A 14881-nucleotide genomic window follows, 5' to 3' on the forward strand; every position below is an offset into this window, starting at 1 on the left:
ACCTGCGGAATTGCTCACACCACGGACTCGCCTCCCGCGCGATAGTGTCGGGGTATGCCGCGCCCGGACACTACCGAGCCAACGAACACGGCGGCGGAGTTCGTGGTGGTGGCCAATCGGCTGCCCGTGGACCTCGACCGCTCCACCGACGGAACACAGCGCTGGACCCAGAGCCCCGGCGGCCTGGTGTCCGCGCTGGAGCCGTTCCTGCGCTCCCGCAAGGGAGCCTGGGTCGGCTGGCCCGGCATTCCGGACGTCGAGGTCGACGAGTTCACCGACGACGGGCTGATCCTGCACCCGGTGACGCTGTCCGCCGACGAGGTCCGCGACTACTACGAGGGCTTTTCCAACGCCACCCTCTGGCCGCTCTACCACGACGTAGTGGAGCGGCCGGTCTTCGATCGTGGCTGGTGGGAAAGCTACGTGCGGGTGAACCAGCGGTTCGCCGAGGCCAGCGCGGCCGTCGCGGGCGAGGGCGCGACGGTGTGGGTGCAGGACTACCAGCTGCAACTGGTGCCGAGCATGCTCCGTGAACTGCGTCCCGACCTGCGCATCGGCTTCTTCCTGCACATCCCGTTCCCGCCGGTGGAGCTGTTCATGCAGCTGCCGTGGCGGGCCGAGATCGTGCGAGGCCTGATCGGTGCCGATCTCGTCGGGTTCCATCGCCCGGGCGGCGCGCAGAACTTCCTCTGGCTGGCGCGCCAGCTGATCGGCCTCGAGCCGAGCCGGGGGGCCGTCGGCGTGCGTTCCCGGCCCGGCATGGTGCAGGTGGGCGACCGCACGGTACGGGTGGGCGCCTTCCCCATCTCCATCGACGCGGCCGGCCTCGACAACCTCGCCCGGACCAAGGAGGTAGCCGAGCGCACCGCACAGCTGCGCACCGACGTCGGCAATCCGAGGACGATCCTGCTCGGCGTCGACCGGCTCGACTACACCAAGGGCATCGACCTGCGCCTGCAAGCCCTGCACGAGCTGCTGCAGGAGGGCCGTGTACACCCGGAGGACGTCACCTTCATCCAGCTGGCCACCCCCAGCCGGGAGCGGGTGGAGCACTACCAGCGGATGCGCAGCGACATCGAACAGATGGTCGGCCGGATCAACGGCGAGTTCGGCCGTGTCGGTCACCCGGTGGTGCACTACCTGCACCAGTCGGTGAACCGCAAGGAGCTCGCCTCGTTCTTCTCGGCGGCCGACGTCATGGTGGTGACTCCGCTCCGCGACGGGATGAACCTGGTGTGCAAGGAGTACGTCGCATGCCGACATGATCTTGGCGGGGCGCTCGTGCTGTCCGAGTTCGCCGGCGCGGCGGCCGAATTGAGCAGCGCGTTCCTGGTCAACCCACATGACCTTGATGGGGTGAAGAACGCTCTGGAGGCTGCCATTACGCTCGACCCCGCCGAGGGCCGCCGAAGGATGCGCGCCCTACGCCGTCAGGTCCTCACCCATGACGTCGATCGGTGGGCGCGCTCGTTCCTGGAAGCTCTCGGGGCCGAGCCGTCCAGCTAAATCTCAATCGCCCCTGCCAGCTCCCAAGGAGGAGTGTTGACCGCCGAGGCCCTGCCCGCCGAGCTGCGGCGCGCGATCATGCAGATCGCCAGGACGCCGCGCCTGCTGGTCGCCTGCGACTACGACGGCACGCTCGCGCCGATCACGGCCAACCCCGACGAGGCCCGCCCGCTGCCTGAATCCGTCGGTGCGTTGCGCTCGCTCGCCGGGTTGCACGAGACCACCGCAGCGGTGATCTCCGGTCGCGCCCTGCGCGACCTCGCGACGTTGTCCCGCCTGCCCGCCGAGGTCCACCTGGTCGGCAGCCACGGTTCCGAGTTCGACATCGGCTTCGTGCACGCCCTCGACTCGACTGCCAGAGAGCTGCACCGCAGACTCGAAGCCGAGCTGGAAAAGCTCGTGCTGGACGTGCCGGGCGTGTCGCTGGAGGTCAAACCGGCGAGCATCGCGGTCCACGTGCGCCGCGCCGAGCACTCGGCAGGCCGGCGGGTGCTGGAGGCGGTCCACTCCGGACCATCCCACTGGGACGGCGTCTCGGTGACCGACGGCAAGGAGGTCGTCGAGCTCGCGGTGGTGCAGACCGACAAGGGTAAGGCGCTGGACACACTGCGTCACCAGGCCGGTGCCACCGCCGCCGTCTTCATCGGCGACGACGTCACCGACGAGAAGGCGTTCGCCCGGATCACCGGCCCGGACCTGGGTGTGAAGGTCGGGGAGGGCGAAAGCCTCGCCCAGTACCGCGTTCCGGACACCATTGACGTCGCGACGGTGCTTGCGTTCGTGCTCGAGGAGCGGCGCAACTGGCTCTACGGCGAGCAGGCGCCTCCCATCGAGCGACTGTCCATGCTGGCCAGCGAGCGTTCGGTCGCACTGGTCACCCCGGACGCCACGCTGAACTGGCTGTGCCACCCCGGCCCGGACGCGCCTGCCGTGTTCGCCGACCTGCTCGGCGGCCCCGGGGCAGGCCACTTCTCCATCAAGCCGGACCGCAACGGCCTCCCGCTCGGGCAGCGGTACCTGCCGAACACGATGACCGTGGAAACTCGCTGGTCCCGCCTGCTGGTCACCGACTACCTCGAGCCAGAGAGCCCGCAGCACCGCACGGACATCGTCCGGGTGATATCCGGTGAGGCGACCGCCTCCGTGGTGTTCGCGCCGCGTCCCGAGTTCGGCGGCGTGCCGGTGCGGCTGCTGCAGGAGGAGGACGGTCTGCGTGTGCTCGGCACGTCGGAGCCGATCGTCCTGCGCGCACCCGGTGTGCAGTGGGAGATCACCTCCGACGGTCTGCACGACACCGCGTCTGCGCTGGTGCAGCCGACACCGGAGAAGCCGGTCGTCCTCGAACTTCGCTGTGGCACCACCGACCTCGGTCCGCACGAGCTATCCGAAGTGGATCGTCGCAGGCGGGCGGGCGGGTACTGGAGCGACTGGGCCACCACGTTGAAGCTGCCGCAGGTCGAGTCCGAACTGGTGGCGCGCTCGGCGCTGACGTTGCGTGGTCTGGTGAACACCGACACCGGCGGAATCATGGCCGCGGCCACGACCTCGCTGCCCGAGGAGATCGGCGGTGTCCGCAACTGGGACTACCGCTACTGCTGGATCCGGGACGCGGCGATGACCGTTCGCGAACTGGTGGCACTGGGCTCGATGGCCGAGGCCGAGGGCTATCTGGAGTGGCTGCACGGCGTGCTCGCGACCCTGGCCGGCCCGGAGCGGCTGCACCCGCTGTACACGCTGGCCGGCACCCAGATCGGCGCCGAAGCCGTGATCGACTCGCTGCCCGGCTACAAGGGCTCGCGGCCGGTACGCGTCGGCAACCTGGCCAACCACCAGGTGCAGCTCGATGTGTTCGGCCCCGTGGTGGAGCTGGTGGTCGACATGGCGGCGGCGCGCGGCGAGCTGCGGGACCACGACTGGCAGCTGGTGCGGGCGATGGCCGAGGCCGTCACGCGACGGTGGTCCGAGCCGGACCACGGCATCTGGGAGGAGCGGCACGTGCCGCGCCACCGGGTGTACTCGCGGGTGATGTGCTGGGTGACGATCGACCGGGCGATCAAGCTCGCGGAGGTCTACGGCCGGGAGGTGCCGAACGGCTGGGTCGAGCTGCGTGACGCGATCTCGGCTGACGTGCTCGAAAACGGCTGGAACGACGAGGTCCGGGCGTACACGACGGCCTACGACGGAACGGACCTCGACGCGGCGTCGCTGTTCGTGGGACTGTCCGGCCTGCTCGACCCGCAGGACGAGCGGTTCCAGTCGACGGTGACCGCGATCGAGGCGGAACTGCGCAGCGGGTCGACCGTGTACCGGTACCGGCGCGACGACGGACTCCCCGGCGATGAGGGCGGCTTCCACCTGTGCGCGGCCTGGATGATCGAGGCGTATTTGCTCACCGGGCGAAGGACCGAGGCGGAGGAGCTGTTCGAGCAGCTCGTCGACGCGGCGGGACCGACCGGCCTGCTGCCCGAACAGTACGACCCCATCGCGGAACGCTCACTCGGCAACCACCCGCAGGCCTACTCCCACATCGGCCTGATCCGCTGCGCCAACCTGCTGGCGCAGTAGCGGCTCGCAGCCCTCGGTGCCACCCCACGTACGCGGGGTGGCACCGAGGGGACTGCGCTAGCGAATGACCTTCGCCTTGCCGACCTGCACTTCGACCGTGCCCTCGGCAGGCGCGTTCAGCTCGTCACCGCTGTACCGCACCGACAGCTCGTAGCGGCCGGGCTTGAGCGCCCTGTCCGGAATGGTCACGGAGACGGTGCCGTTCTCCGCCACCGTCGCCGTGGCGACCAGCCGACCACGGTGGAGCAACTCCACCGTGCCCGACACCGGGACGGCCGAGGTGATCGTGAGGTCGATCGAACTGTCGTGGCGGAACGGTATCCGCGCCGTGTCACCGGTGACGCCGGTGCTTGCCTTGGCGACTTCCACGGCGACGGCGCCCACCGCCGGCAGATTCGCCTCGTCACCGCTGTAGCGAACGGACAGCTCGTGGTTTCCCGGCACGAGTGCCGTGCCCGGCATGGTCACGGCGGCCGCGCCGTTCTCGGCCACCGTCGCCGTGCCGAGCACCCGGTCACCGTCGAGCAGCTCCACAGAACCCGAGACCGGGTTCTCCGACTCGACCATGACATCGACTGTGCTCTCCTGGCCGTACGTCAGCTGCGCCGGAGTCGCGGTGACGGAGGTGGTCGCCTGCTCGATGGGCTCAAGCCAGATATTGCGGAACTGCACCGGGTTTCCGTGGTCCTGCAGCCGGATCGCGCCGGTGAACGGCCCTTCGGGAATGGACCCGCCGGTCGGACCGGTGATGGCGACGTCGTCGTGCACGGTCACCCCGTTCCACACCACGGTGACCCGAGCGTCCTCGGTCTTGTTCCCGGCGTCGTCGAACCGCGCGGCGCGGAACTCGATGTCGTAGCTCTGCCAGGTTTCCGGTGCCGTTGCGGCGTTGACGTCCGGCGGCTTCTGCAGATAGATCGAGCCCGCCTCGTTGTTGTCCAGCGTGTCGTCACCGAACGAGTCCAGGATCTGGATCTCGTAGCGCTCCTGCATGTACACACCGCTGTTGCCACGGTCCTGCCCGGTCACGTCCGGTGGCAGTTGCGGCACCTTGAACTCGACGTGCATCCGGTAGTCGCCGAAGGCCTCCTTGGTCCGCAGGTCACCACCCGCTACCTCCATGGCGTCGCCGTCCACGTTCTTCCAGCCGGCGGTGCGTCCGTCGGTGTACAGCCACTCGGACTGGTCCCCGCCATCGAAGAGGGTGATCCGCTCACCCGGCTCCCGGACGGAGATGAGGTCGAGGTTGACGTGGCCGGTGTCGTCGGAGTCCACTCTGTACTCGATGGTGTTGGCACCGGCGCGCAGGTTCAGTCTCTCCTTCTTGGTCGCCCACTCCTTCCAGGTCACTGTGGACGGCAAGGTGGTCTGCCTCGCCTTCTCGCCGTTGACGTAGATGCTGACCGTCTTGTCACCGGTGAACGGGTTGGGACCGTTGGAGTACCGCAGGCCGACGTCGTAGCCGCCTTCCTTGTCGACCTCCACCCGCATCGTGGTGGACGCACCCGGTTGCCCGAAGCCGGCGACGAAGCCGACGCCGGAGTGCCCGGCGTGGTCGTTGTCCACCCGCGCGCTGCCTTCCAACCGGGCTTCCTCGGCCTCGTAGAAGACCTGAGTCGTGTCCGGCTGCTCGCCGGGGATCGCGTTGAGCGTGTACCACGCCTCGGTGTTCCACAGCTCCTGCCCGTTCGCGGCGGCGAACGGACGTGGCGACTGCAGGTGCACGACCCGGCCCCGCTTCAGGCCATCGATGTCGAGCGTGACCGTCTTGCCATCCGCCGAAACCTCGGCAGCGGCGACGGTCAGGGTTTCCTCGTCGACCTTCGGGCCGCCGTAGTCGGGAGTCGGCACATAGCGCCACTGCTCGACCTTGTAGCTCTGCGCGATGTTCTCGACGGCTTCGGCGGACAGCGGCTGGGTGTACTCGATCCGGAATCCGTCCTCGGTGGCGCTCATCGACTTCATGTCGAACGTGTTCTCGCCGCTCGGCGCCAGTTTCTGCAGGCCGTACTTCAGCTTGCCGGGTTCACTCCAGTTGCCTCCCTCGCCGATGCCGCCGACGTAGATGGCCCCATCGGGACCGATGACAGTCCGGTTGACACCTGCTTCGAGGCCCGCCGAGTGCCGGAACACCGCGCCCTGATACTCCCCGTGCACCTTCTCCAGCGATGCGCGCTGCAGGCCGCCGTAGGTCACGTCACCGAAGAGCAGTTGACCGGCGAAGGGCCCCTCCTCCAGCGTGACCGGGTTGCTCGGGGAGTTGCCGATCTCGTTCTGCGGCAACCACAGGACCGGCTGGGTCACCGGGTTGTCGTCGAACGGCCCATCCGGGTTGGTGTAGTGGTTGAAAAACCGGTCCTGCTTGACGTGCAACAGTTTCGACGAGGGCAGCCAGCCGCCCTGGTTGTCCATCACGAAGAGTTCGCCCTCGGGGCCCCAGCCCATGCCGTTGGGCGTGCGCAGCCCGCCTGCGACATAGCTGACCTCCCCGGTTTCCCGGTTCACCTTGATGGTGGTGCCGCGGTTCTCCGCGGGCTGCGGGTCGGTCGTCGCACCGCCCTGGTTGATCGCGACCGAAAGGTTGACGTAGAAGTTCTCCTCGTCGTGCAACAGGCCGAAGGCGAACTCGTGGAAGTTTCCGCCGTAGGGCCATTCGGTGACGGTGGCGTGCTCGAGGAGCCCGTCGCCATCGGCGTCGGTCGTGAGTTCGGTGAGGCGATCCCGCTCCGACACGTAGATGGAGCCGTCCACGACGGCAACGCCCATCGGGTTCAGGAGACCGCTCGCGACCTTCGTCACCGTCACCTCGTCGGGGCCGGTCGCACCGGTGACGTTGTCCAGGAGGAAGACCTCGCCTGGCTCGGGATTCTCCACCGGGCCACCCGGGCTCACCGAACCGGAGGTCACGACCACCAGCTGGTCGTCCTCGGTCCAATCCATCGCGGCCACCATCGGCTGAAAACCCTCGGGGCGCAGGTCGGTGAGGGTGTAGTTCGGGTTCACCGAGTCGAGGGGGAGGCCATCGCCCGGAGTGTCGGTGTCGCCCTCGCAGTACTTGCGTCCCGGCGCCGTCACGCGCACGACGTCGGCGTCGGTGCTCAGCACCGAGGTCGGCACCACGGTGAACTCAGTGGCACCTGGTGGCTGCCACGCCAGGGTGAGTTGCTGGTCGTAGTGCGCCTCGAAGTACTCGATCCGCAACGCGTGGTAGCCGGGCGTCAGCGTGACGACGCCGTCCTTCGGCTCCGCCGCGTGCAGGCCGTCGTGGTCGATGACGAGCTGGTCGTCGATGTACAGCCGCGAGCCGTCGTCGCTGATCAGGCGGAAGGTGTAGTCGCCCTCGTCGGGGATGTTGATGTTGGCGACGACGTGCGACAGGAAGTTGTCCTCGAACCCGAACTCACCCGCGCTGCTGAAGTCGATCACCGGCATCAACTTGTCGACATTGGGCGTGCTGCCGGACTTGAGCTGACAGATGCGTTCCAGCGACTGACGCAGGTCGAAGGTGCGCAGCGTCACCCCTGGTTCCTGAGGTGGCACATCGTCGGCCTGCGCGGCAGCGGTTGGCGCGCCGACGACGGCGATTGAACCGAGAAGGGCGACCCCGAGGAGCCCGACCAGGCTCCTCCGGCATCTCTGCAGCGTTCGCGACGGCATCTGCTTCCTCCTTGAAAGTCGATCGTGGCGACGGCAGTGGCCTCCATCACACGATCGATACTTTCTCACAGAACCATCAAAAGCTAGATCTCGTTACACAAAAGTTTGCTCAACGAGCTCACAAGTACCGAGGTGGACGACAGTTATCCACAGACGGCACGGGGTTACCCACAGCTAAAGCCGCCACCCGGCGAGTGGCGGCCCTGCTCAGAACGTCCCCAATGCCACATTGGGGACATGCCCGAAGCGCACGAGCGCGTTCAGCGCAGTGGGACGTGGCGGACCGCGTTGATGGCGGCGCCCAGGTTGTCCACCTCGAGCGCGCGGATGCCCTGGGGAAGCGGACCTGGGTCCGGCGGCACGATCGCGTGGGTGAAGCCCATCCGCACGGCTTCCGCCAGCCGCCTGCCGACGCCGGTGACCCTGCGGATCTCCCCCGCGAGCCCCACCTCGCCGATCGCCACCAGTCGCGGCGACAGTGCGACGTCACCCGCTCCCGACCAGACGGCCAGCGCCACCGCGAGGTCGATCGCGGGTTCGGTGATCTTCATGCCGCCGACCGTCGCCGCGTAGACGTCCTGCTCGCCGACCTTCAGCCCGCCCCGCTTCTCCAGCACGGCCAGCACCATGCCGACCCTGGCCGAGTCGAGCCCGCTGACCGCGCGCCGCGGCTGGGCCAGGCTCGACTTCGCCACCAGCGCCTGCACCTCGGCCAGCAGCGGACGCTTGCCCTCCACCGTGACGGTGATGGCCGTTCCCGGCACAGCCTCTGCGTGCCGGTTCAGGAACAACCCGGAAGGATCCGGTACGCCGACGATGCCCTCGTCACGCAGTTCGAAACAGCCGATCTCGTCGGCGGGCCCGAACCGGTTCTTCACGCCGCGCACCATGCGCAGGGTCGAGTGCCGGTCACCCTCGAACTGCAGGACGACGTCCACCAGGTGTTCGAGCACCCGCGGGCCGGCCACTGATCCGTCCTTGGTCACGTGGCCCACCAGCAGCACGGGCAGCCCGCGTTCCTTCGCCAGCGCGACCAGGCCCGCGGTGACCGCGCGAACCTGGGTGACCCCGCCAGGGGCCGAGTCGGCCAGTGGAGAGGCCATGGTCTGCACGGAGTCGACGATCAGCACACCCGGCTTGACGTCGTCCACGTGGGCGAGCACGGCCGACAGGTCGCTCTCGGCGGCGAGATACATCTGGTCGTGCACGTTGCCGGTGCGCTCGGCGCGCAACCGCACCTGACCCGCGGACTCCTCGCCGGTGACGTACAACGAAGGCCCGAACTCGCCGTCCTGCCGGAGTTCACGACGACCCGGCTCCGGCTCCGCGCCGGCAGCCCAGCGATAGGCCACTTCGAGCAGCAATGTCGACTTGCCGACTCCAGGCTCGCCTGCCAGCAGCACCACCGCACCGGGAACCAGCCCGCCGCCGAGGACCCGGTCCAGTTCCGGGACTCCCGTGCTCCGCGCCCGCGCGGCCTCGACATCGACCTCGCCGATGGGCCTCGCCGGGGCACTCGGCGCTCCCGCTGCGATCCTCGCGATCGCGGGCCGGGCGTCCCCACGCTCCTCGATGGATCCCCAGCCGTGGCACTCCGGGCACCGCCCGACCCATTTGGCGACCTCGTAACCGCACTCGCCGCAGCGGTACGTCGTCCCCTTCTTCGCCATGGATCAGACGCTAGTCACCGGGTCCGACAACGCGTGGCGGCGGTCGCGCACATCTACGCCGGTCGGCTCGGCTCGCAGGCTCACTCTCAGTGGCTGCTCGAGGAGTCCTCGTGCTCCCCGTGCTCCTCGGTCACCCTGGAGTGGGTCGGGGCGCCAACGGGCATGTCCACCGTGACCGAGCCCGCGTTCTTGAACGTGAAGGTGACGGGAACGCTCTGACCTGGCCAGATCTCCCTGGTCAACTGCTCCAGCACGATGCTCGCGTGCCCCACCTGGTCGTCCACCTGCTCCTCGCTGGGCGGCGGGACCGAGGCGGACTGGGGCAGATCGGCGTTGACGTCCTCGCCGATCGGGCCGATCACCAGGGTGCTGCGCTGGACGACGTCACGGTCACCCTGTACCGAAACGTTGCCCGCCGCCTCCGAGGTCACCGAGACGAGTTCGTCGTCGGTGGCGCCCTCATTCACGATGACCAACTCCGCGATGGCCTGCGAACCCGACGGGTAGTAGTAAACGGGCTGACCCGACTCCGTGGTGGACACGGCCTCGGGGAAGACCAGCTCCGCGTCGCGGATGGCGAGCGTGCCTGCGTTGGCCGCCGCACCGTTGATCGCGGCCTCCTGGGTGTCGGTCTGGGTGATCTGCCCGGCACCGCATCCAGCGATGAACAGGACTGCACCGAGACCGGCCACGACCGAGCTCATCCTGCGCGAGCCCAGCGCGCGACGATTCTGCTGCCTCACGGTCTTCAGCCCTTCCTAGCTACTCCACGACCCTGCTCGCGAAGGGTAGCCGGGCGGCCGATCACCTCCGGCACGTGGTCGTCATTGCGGGCGAGCGGCGCAGGAATTGTGAGATCGAATGGTCCTTAGTGGATTGCAACACGCACGCCGAGACGATTCGCCGTCACCTGCGTGAGTATGGAGAAATCGGGTTTGTCAACCCCCATCCAGAGCAGGATTAGGCCACTGACCTGCAAGGACGATCGCGGGCCGCTAGGTACGCACTCTCGTCGCGTGCTAAGCTGGATGTAGCGAAAGGGGCAGAGGACACATGGTTTTCAAGGTCGGAGAGACCGTCGTCTACCCGCACCACGGTGCCGCACTCATCGAGGCAATCGAGACCCGCGTGATCAAGGGCGAGGAGAAGAAGTACCTCGTCCTCAAAGTCGCGCAGGGGGACCTGACGGTCCGCGTGCCTGCTGACAACGCCGAGATCGTCGGCGTACGTGATGTCGTTGGCCAGGACGGTCTGAACCGCGTTTTCGACGTGCTGCGTGCTCCCCACACCGACGAGCCCACGAACTGGTCTCGACGGTACAAGGCCAACCTCGAGAAACTCGCCTCCGGCGATGTGAACAAGGTGGCCGAAGTGGTGCGCGACCTCTGGCGGCGAGAGAAGGACCGCGGCTTGTCCGCTGGTGAGAAGCGGATGCTGGCCAAGGCGCGACAGATACTGGTGAGCGAGCTCGCACTCGCCGAGGGCACTGACGAAGGCAAGGCCGAAGTGCTGCTCGACGAGGTTCTGGAAACCGCAACAGTCTGACCCGGGCTTCGAGACATCGCGAAGCGACGGCGTACAGACAGGTGAGGGCTGCGCAGGGCTGCGACACCGCTGTCGTCGCGCTGGTCCCTTACGACAGGGATGACCGGGCTCCGGCCGTGGAGTCAGCTGCGCTGGCTCACGTTCGGGACGAACCCGTCCTGGTTCACACCCTCCGGGGCCTGCTCGGCTCCGGAGTCGTGGACCGGGTGGTGCTTGCGGTACCTCCGGCGGACTCGCCCGACCACTCGGCGTATGCCGGCTGCGTCGCGGCGCTCGAATCCGCCGGCACCCGCCTGGCACAAGTGCACTGCGGCGCCGGCCGCACCCACGCGGTGCGGTCGGCGTTCGCCGCACATCTCCTGGACGACGCCGACGTCGTGCTCGTGCACGACTCCACCAGGCCGTTCGTCCCGCCATCCGTGCTTCGGTCGGTGGCCGCCGCCGTTCGAGCCGGCGCCCCCGCCGTGGTTCCGGTGGAAGCCGTCACCGACACGATCAAGGTCGTCGCCGACGGCACCATACGGTCCACTCACGACCGCTCCGGTTTGCGATCGGTACAGAGTCCCCACGGCTTCTCCGCAGCGGAACTACGGCGCCGGGTCGCCGCGGACGGCCCTGGCCTGGATGATGCTGTGTCCGACGCCACAACCGTCGCAGGTCATCCGCATGCCGTACGGCTGAGCACCCCGTTCGACATCACCGTCGCCGAGGCGTTGCTCGCCGACGAACAACACCAGGCCGGAGGGCACCAGTGAGAATCGGTCAGGGCGTGGATGTCCACCCCGTCGAGGCGGGCAGGCCGTGCTGGATCGCGGGTCTGTTGTGGCCCGGCGTCGACGGCTGCGCCGGGCACTCCGACGGAGACGTCGCGGCACACGCACTCTGTGACGCACTGCTGTCGGCCGCGGGGCTCGGTGACCTCGGCGCTGTGTTCGGCACCGGCGATCCGCGCTGGGCGGGCGCGCACGGCGCGGAACTGCTCGCCGAGGCGCAGCGGCGCATCGAGGCGGCCGGCTACCGCGTGGGTAACGCCGTCGTCCAGGTGATCGGCAACGCGCCGCGCATCGGCACTCGCCGTGCGGAGGCCCAGCAGACGCTGAGCCTTGCCGCTGGCGGTCCGGTAAGCGTTTCCGGCACCACCAGTGACGGGCTCGGGCTGACCGGGCGCGGCGAGGGCGTCGCCGCTGTGGCCACCGCTCTGCTGTTCCCCTTGGACGTCGCTGATGCGAGCACCACGGCGGGTTGAGCACTAGCCTCGCGCTCATGACCGTGAAATTCAACGAGGCCGTACGGGGACTGCTCGACGGCAAGAACTTCGCCACCGTTGCCACCGTGAACCCCGACGGAGGACCGCAATCCTCGGTCGTGTGGGTCAAGCGCGATGGCGACACGCTGCTGTACTCCACGACCAGGGGCAGGCGTAAGGAACTCAACCACCGGCGGGATCCGAGGATCAGCGTGTCGATCTTCGAGACGGAGAACCCGTACAACTACGTCGAGATCCGGGGCACCGTCGAGCTGACCGAGGAGGGCGGCCGCGAACTGATCGACGAGCTGTCGAACAAGTACGGCGGCAAGGACTACCCCGCCGAGGCCGAGGGCACCGTGCGGATCGTCGTCCGGGTGATCCCGGAGAAGATCACCGGCTTCTCCGCCTGACCCGCCCACCCGTCACCCGACCACCCCCCCTGAACGCGGCACTACGTGCCCACCCGCCCACCCGTCACCCGACCACCCCCCTGAACGCGGCACCACGTGCCCACCGTCACCCGGCCATCACCCCGTAGTGTTTGGGGCGTGACCATCGAGGCTGTTCTTTTCGACTTCTCCGGCACGCTGTTCCGTCTCGAGCAGGACGAGACGTGGTTGGACCACCTCACCGACTCGGGTGGCGATCCGCTCGACGTGGAGGCACAGACCGAGCTGATGCGGCGAATGACCGCGCCGGTCGGCAAGGTCGTGGACCTCTCCGCTGATCACCAGCACGCGTGGGAGAACCGCGACCTCGACCCTGAGCTGCACCGCAAGGTCTACCTCGAGGTGCTCCGGCAGTCCGGGGTGCCGCAGGTCGAGCAGGCGAAGGCCCTCTACGACCGGCTGATCGATCCCAGTCAGTGGACGCCGTATCCGGACACCGCGGACGTGCTGAAGGGGTGCGCGGACCGAGGCCTGCCCGTCGGCGTGCTCAGCAACATCGCGTTCGACATCCGGCCCGCGTTCACCGAGCGCGGCCTGGACGCGTTCATCAAGGAGTTCGTGCTCTCCTTCGAGGTGGAAGCGATCAAACCGGACCCGGCGATCTTCCGTACCGCCTTGGACCGGCTGGGCGCCTCCGCTGAGCGGACCCTGATGGTCGGCGACAGCGCCGAGGCCGACGGAGCGGCCGCCGACCTGGGCTGCGCGTTCGCGCTGGTGGAACCGTCCCCGACCAGCCAGCGGACGGACGGGCTGGTCACCGCGCTGCGCACGCACAACGTGCTCTAAGCGTCGCGCACTTGCTGGCCTTCACTGCACCCTGGCTGAGGTGACCCGTACCATTTCAGGGTGGTCCTACACCTATACGACACAGCGGCCAGAGACGTGCGGGAGTTTCACCCCGCTCGCAGCGGAACTGCGTCCATGTACGTGTGTGGTGCCACCGTCCAGGGAGTTCCGCACATCGGCCACGTCCGTGGTGCGCTGAACTACGACGTGCTGCGCCGCTGGCTCATCCACAGTGGACTCGACGTGCTCATGGTGCGCAACGTCACCGACATCGACGACAAGATCCTGGACAAGGCCGAATCGGCAGGCAGGCCTTGGTGGGAGTGGGCGGCCACACATGAGCGCGCGTTCGAGGACGCGTACGAGGTGCTCGGCTGCCTGCCACCGTCGATCACGCCGAGGGCCACCGGGCACATCACCCAGATGACCGAGCTGATGCAGCGGCTGATCGACACCGGGCACGCCTACGCCGCCGACGGCAACGTCTACTTCTCCGTGGCCTCGTTCGCCGGTTACGGCGCCCTGTCCGGACAGCGGCTGGACGACGTCCAGCAGGGGGAGAACCAGGCGACCGGCAAGCGCGACCCGCGGGACTTCACGCTCTGGAAGCGTGCCAAGCCCGGCGAGCCGTCCTGGCCGACGCCGTGGGGTCCGGGCAGGCCGGGATGGCACCTGGAGTGCTCCGCGATGGCCACCAACTACCTGGGCGCCGAGTTCGACATCCACGGCGGCGGGGTCGATCTGGTGTTCCCGCACCACGAGAACGAGCGGGCGCAGTCGCACGCGGCCGGTGACGGGTTCGCCCGCTTCTGGCTGCACAACGCGTGGGTGACCCTCTCCGGCGAGAAGATGTCGAAGTCGCTCGGGAACACCGTGGCCATCCCCGAGATGCTGCGCCGCTACCGCCCAGTGGAACTCCGGTACTACCTGATCCAGCCGCACTACCGCTCGACCATCGAGTATTCCGACGGCGCACTGTCGGAGTCGGCGCAGGGGTACCGGCGGATCGAGCAGTTCCTGCGCCGCGTCGCGGGAACGGTCGACGAACTGGGCGTTGGCGAGGTGCCGGCCGACTTCGCATCCGCCATGGACGACGACCTCGGCACCCCGCAGGCATTCGCCGTGCTGCACAACACTGTGCGCGACGGTAACGCCGCCTTGGACAACGCCGACACCACGAAGGCGCTGGAACTGGCCACGGCGGTGCGGGCGATGGCCGGGGTGCTCGGCGTCGACCCGTTGTCGGCGACCTGGGCGGAGAGTTCGGGCGGCGACACCGGCGTCCGGCAGGCGCTGGCCGTGCTGGTCGAAGGCATGCTCGAACAACGGCAGCAGGCGCGAGCCGATCGTGACTTCGCCCGAGCGGACGCCGTGCGAGATCAGTTGCAGGGCGCCGGGATCACGGTGGAAGACACCGCAAACGGTCCTATGTGGACTATTAAGGACTGAGGAAC

11 protein-coding genes and 1 pseudogene are annotated in these 14881 nt (G+C 68.3%); 8 read left to right on the forward strand and 4 right to left on the reverse strand.

The features are described from left to right. Positions 1-54: 54 nt before the first annotated feature. Positions 55-1506 (forward strand): alpha,alpha-trehalose-phosphate synthase (UDP-forming), encoded by a 1452-nt coding sequence (locus tag BM199_RS08970; protein ID WP_091671921.1) that lies wholly within the window; start codon positions 55-57, stop codon positions 1504-1506. A 36-nt stretch (positions 1507-1542) separates the two neighbouring features. Continuing rightward, a complete protein-coding gene (gene otsB, locus BM199_RS08975) occupies positions 1543-4071 on the forward strand; it encodes a trehalose-phosphatase (protein ID WP_091672134.1) in 2529 nt (842 codons plus the stop codon). 57 nt (positions 4072-4128) lie between these two features. Here the strand turns inward: otsB and BM199_RS35180 are convergent, their stop codons facing one another. From BM199_RS35180 to BM199_RS08990, 4 genes and pseudogenes are all read right to left on the reverse strand, one after another. Then, positions 4129-4455 (reverse strand): Ig-like domain-containing protein, encoded by a 327-nt coding sequence (locus BM199_RS35180; RefSeq protein ID WP_425425511.1) that lies wholly within the window; start codon positions 4453-4455, stop codon positions 4129-4131. Then, positions 4444-7728, reverse strand: a pseudogene (locus BM199_RS08980) (3-keto-alpha-glucoside-1,2-lyase-like domain-containing protein); the annotation flags it as partial. The gene BM199_RS35180 and the pseudogene BM199_RS08980, both read right to left, overlap by 12 nt. Before the next feature lie 260 nt (positions 7729-7988). Beyond that, positions 7989-9398 (reverse strand): DNA repair protein RadA, encoded by a 1410-nt coding sequence (radA, locus tag BM199_RS08985; RefSeq protein WP_091671924.1) that lies wholly within the window; start codon positions 9396-9398, stop codon positions 7989-7991. A gap of 86 nt (positions 9399-9484) precedes the next feature. Further along, positions 9485-10141 carry a copper chaperone PCu(A)C gene (locus BM199_RS08990; protein ID WP_245788236.1) on the reverse strand — a complete coding sequence of 219 codons (657 nt, stop codon included), beginning with the start codon at positions 10139-10141 and terminating at the stop codon, positions 9485-9487. A gap of 310 nt (positions 10142-10451) precedes the next feature. On the opposite strand from BM199_RS08990, the gene BM199_RS08995 reads away from it, so the two are divergent. From BM199_RS08995 to cysS, 6 genes are all read left to right on the forward strand, one after another. Further along, positions 10452-10943: a CarD family transcriptional regulator gene (locus tag BM199_RS08995; protein WP_091671928.1), complete on the forward strand. Its 492-nt coding sequence runs from the start codon at positions 10452-10454 to the stop codon at positions 10941-10943. 41 nt (positions 10944-10984) lie between these two features. After that, positions 10985-11698 carry an IspD/TarI family cytidylyltransferase gene (locus BM199_RS09000; protein WP_177242537.1) on the forward strand — a complete coding sequence of 238 codons (714 nt, stop codon included), beginning with the start codon at positions 10985-10987 and terminating at the stop codon, positions 11696-11698. Then, entirely contained in the window at positions 11695-12189 is a 495-nt protein-coding gene (gene ispF / locus BM199_RS09005; protein ID WP_091671931.1) for a 2-C-methyl-D-erythritol 2,4-cyclodiphosphate synthase, read from the forward strand. The genes BM199_RS09000 and ispF overlap by 4 nt, the downstream gene beginning before the upstream one ends. Positions 12190-12206: 17 nt before the next feature. Further along, the gene (locus tag BM199_RS09010; protein ID WP_091671933.1) at positions 12207-12602 is read left to right on the forward strand and encodes a PPOX class F420-dependent oxidoreductase; all 396 of its coding nucleotides are present in this window, start codon (positions 12207-12209) and stop codon (positions 12600-12602) included. Positions 12603-12740: 138 nt separating this feature from the next. Then, on the forward strand, positions 12741-13427 hold the full coding sequence (locus tag BM199_RS09015; RefSeq protein ID WP_091671934.1) for an HAD family hydrolase: 687 nt from the start codon (positions 12741-12743) through the stop codon (positions 13425-13427). Positions 13428-13487: 60 nt separating this feature from the next. Then, positions 13488-14876: a cysteine--tRNA ligase gene (gene cysS / locus BM199_RS09020; protein ID WP_091671936.1), complete on the forward strand. Its 1389-nt coding sequence runs from the start codon at positions 13488-13490 to the stop codon at positions 14874-14876. Positions 14877-14881: the final 5 nt, after the last annotated feature.

Origin of the sequence: Amycolatopsis marina (assembly GCF_900111885.1) — a bacterium.
In the GTDB taxonomy this organism is placed as follows: domain Bacteria; phylum Actinomycetota; class Actinomycetes; order Mycobacteriales; family Pseudonocardiaceae; genus Amycolatopsis; species Amycolatopsis marina.

Bases quoted from the DNA above. Each gene is read 5' to 3' on its own strand.
- BM199_RS08970 (WP_091671921.1), top strand. From the start codon at position 55: ATGCCGCGCCCGGACACTACCGAGCCAACGAACACGGCGGCGGAGTTC.
- radA (WP_091671924.1), bottom strand. From the start codon at position 9,398: ATGGCGAAGAAGGGGACGACGTACCGCTGCGGCGAGTGCGGTTACGAG.
- BM199_RS08995 (WP_091671928.1), top strand. From the start codon at position 10,452: ATGGTTTTCAAGGTCGGAGAGACCGTCGTCTACCCGCACCACGGTGCC.
- BM199_RS09010 (WP_091671933.1), top strand. From the start codon at position 12,207: ATGACCGTGAAATTCAACGAGGCCGTACGGGGACTGCTCGACGGCAAG.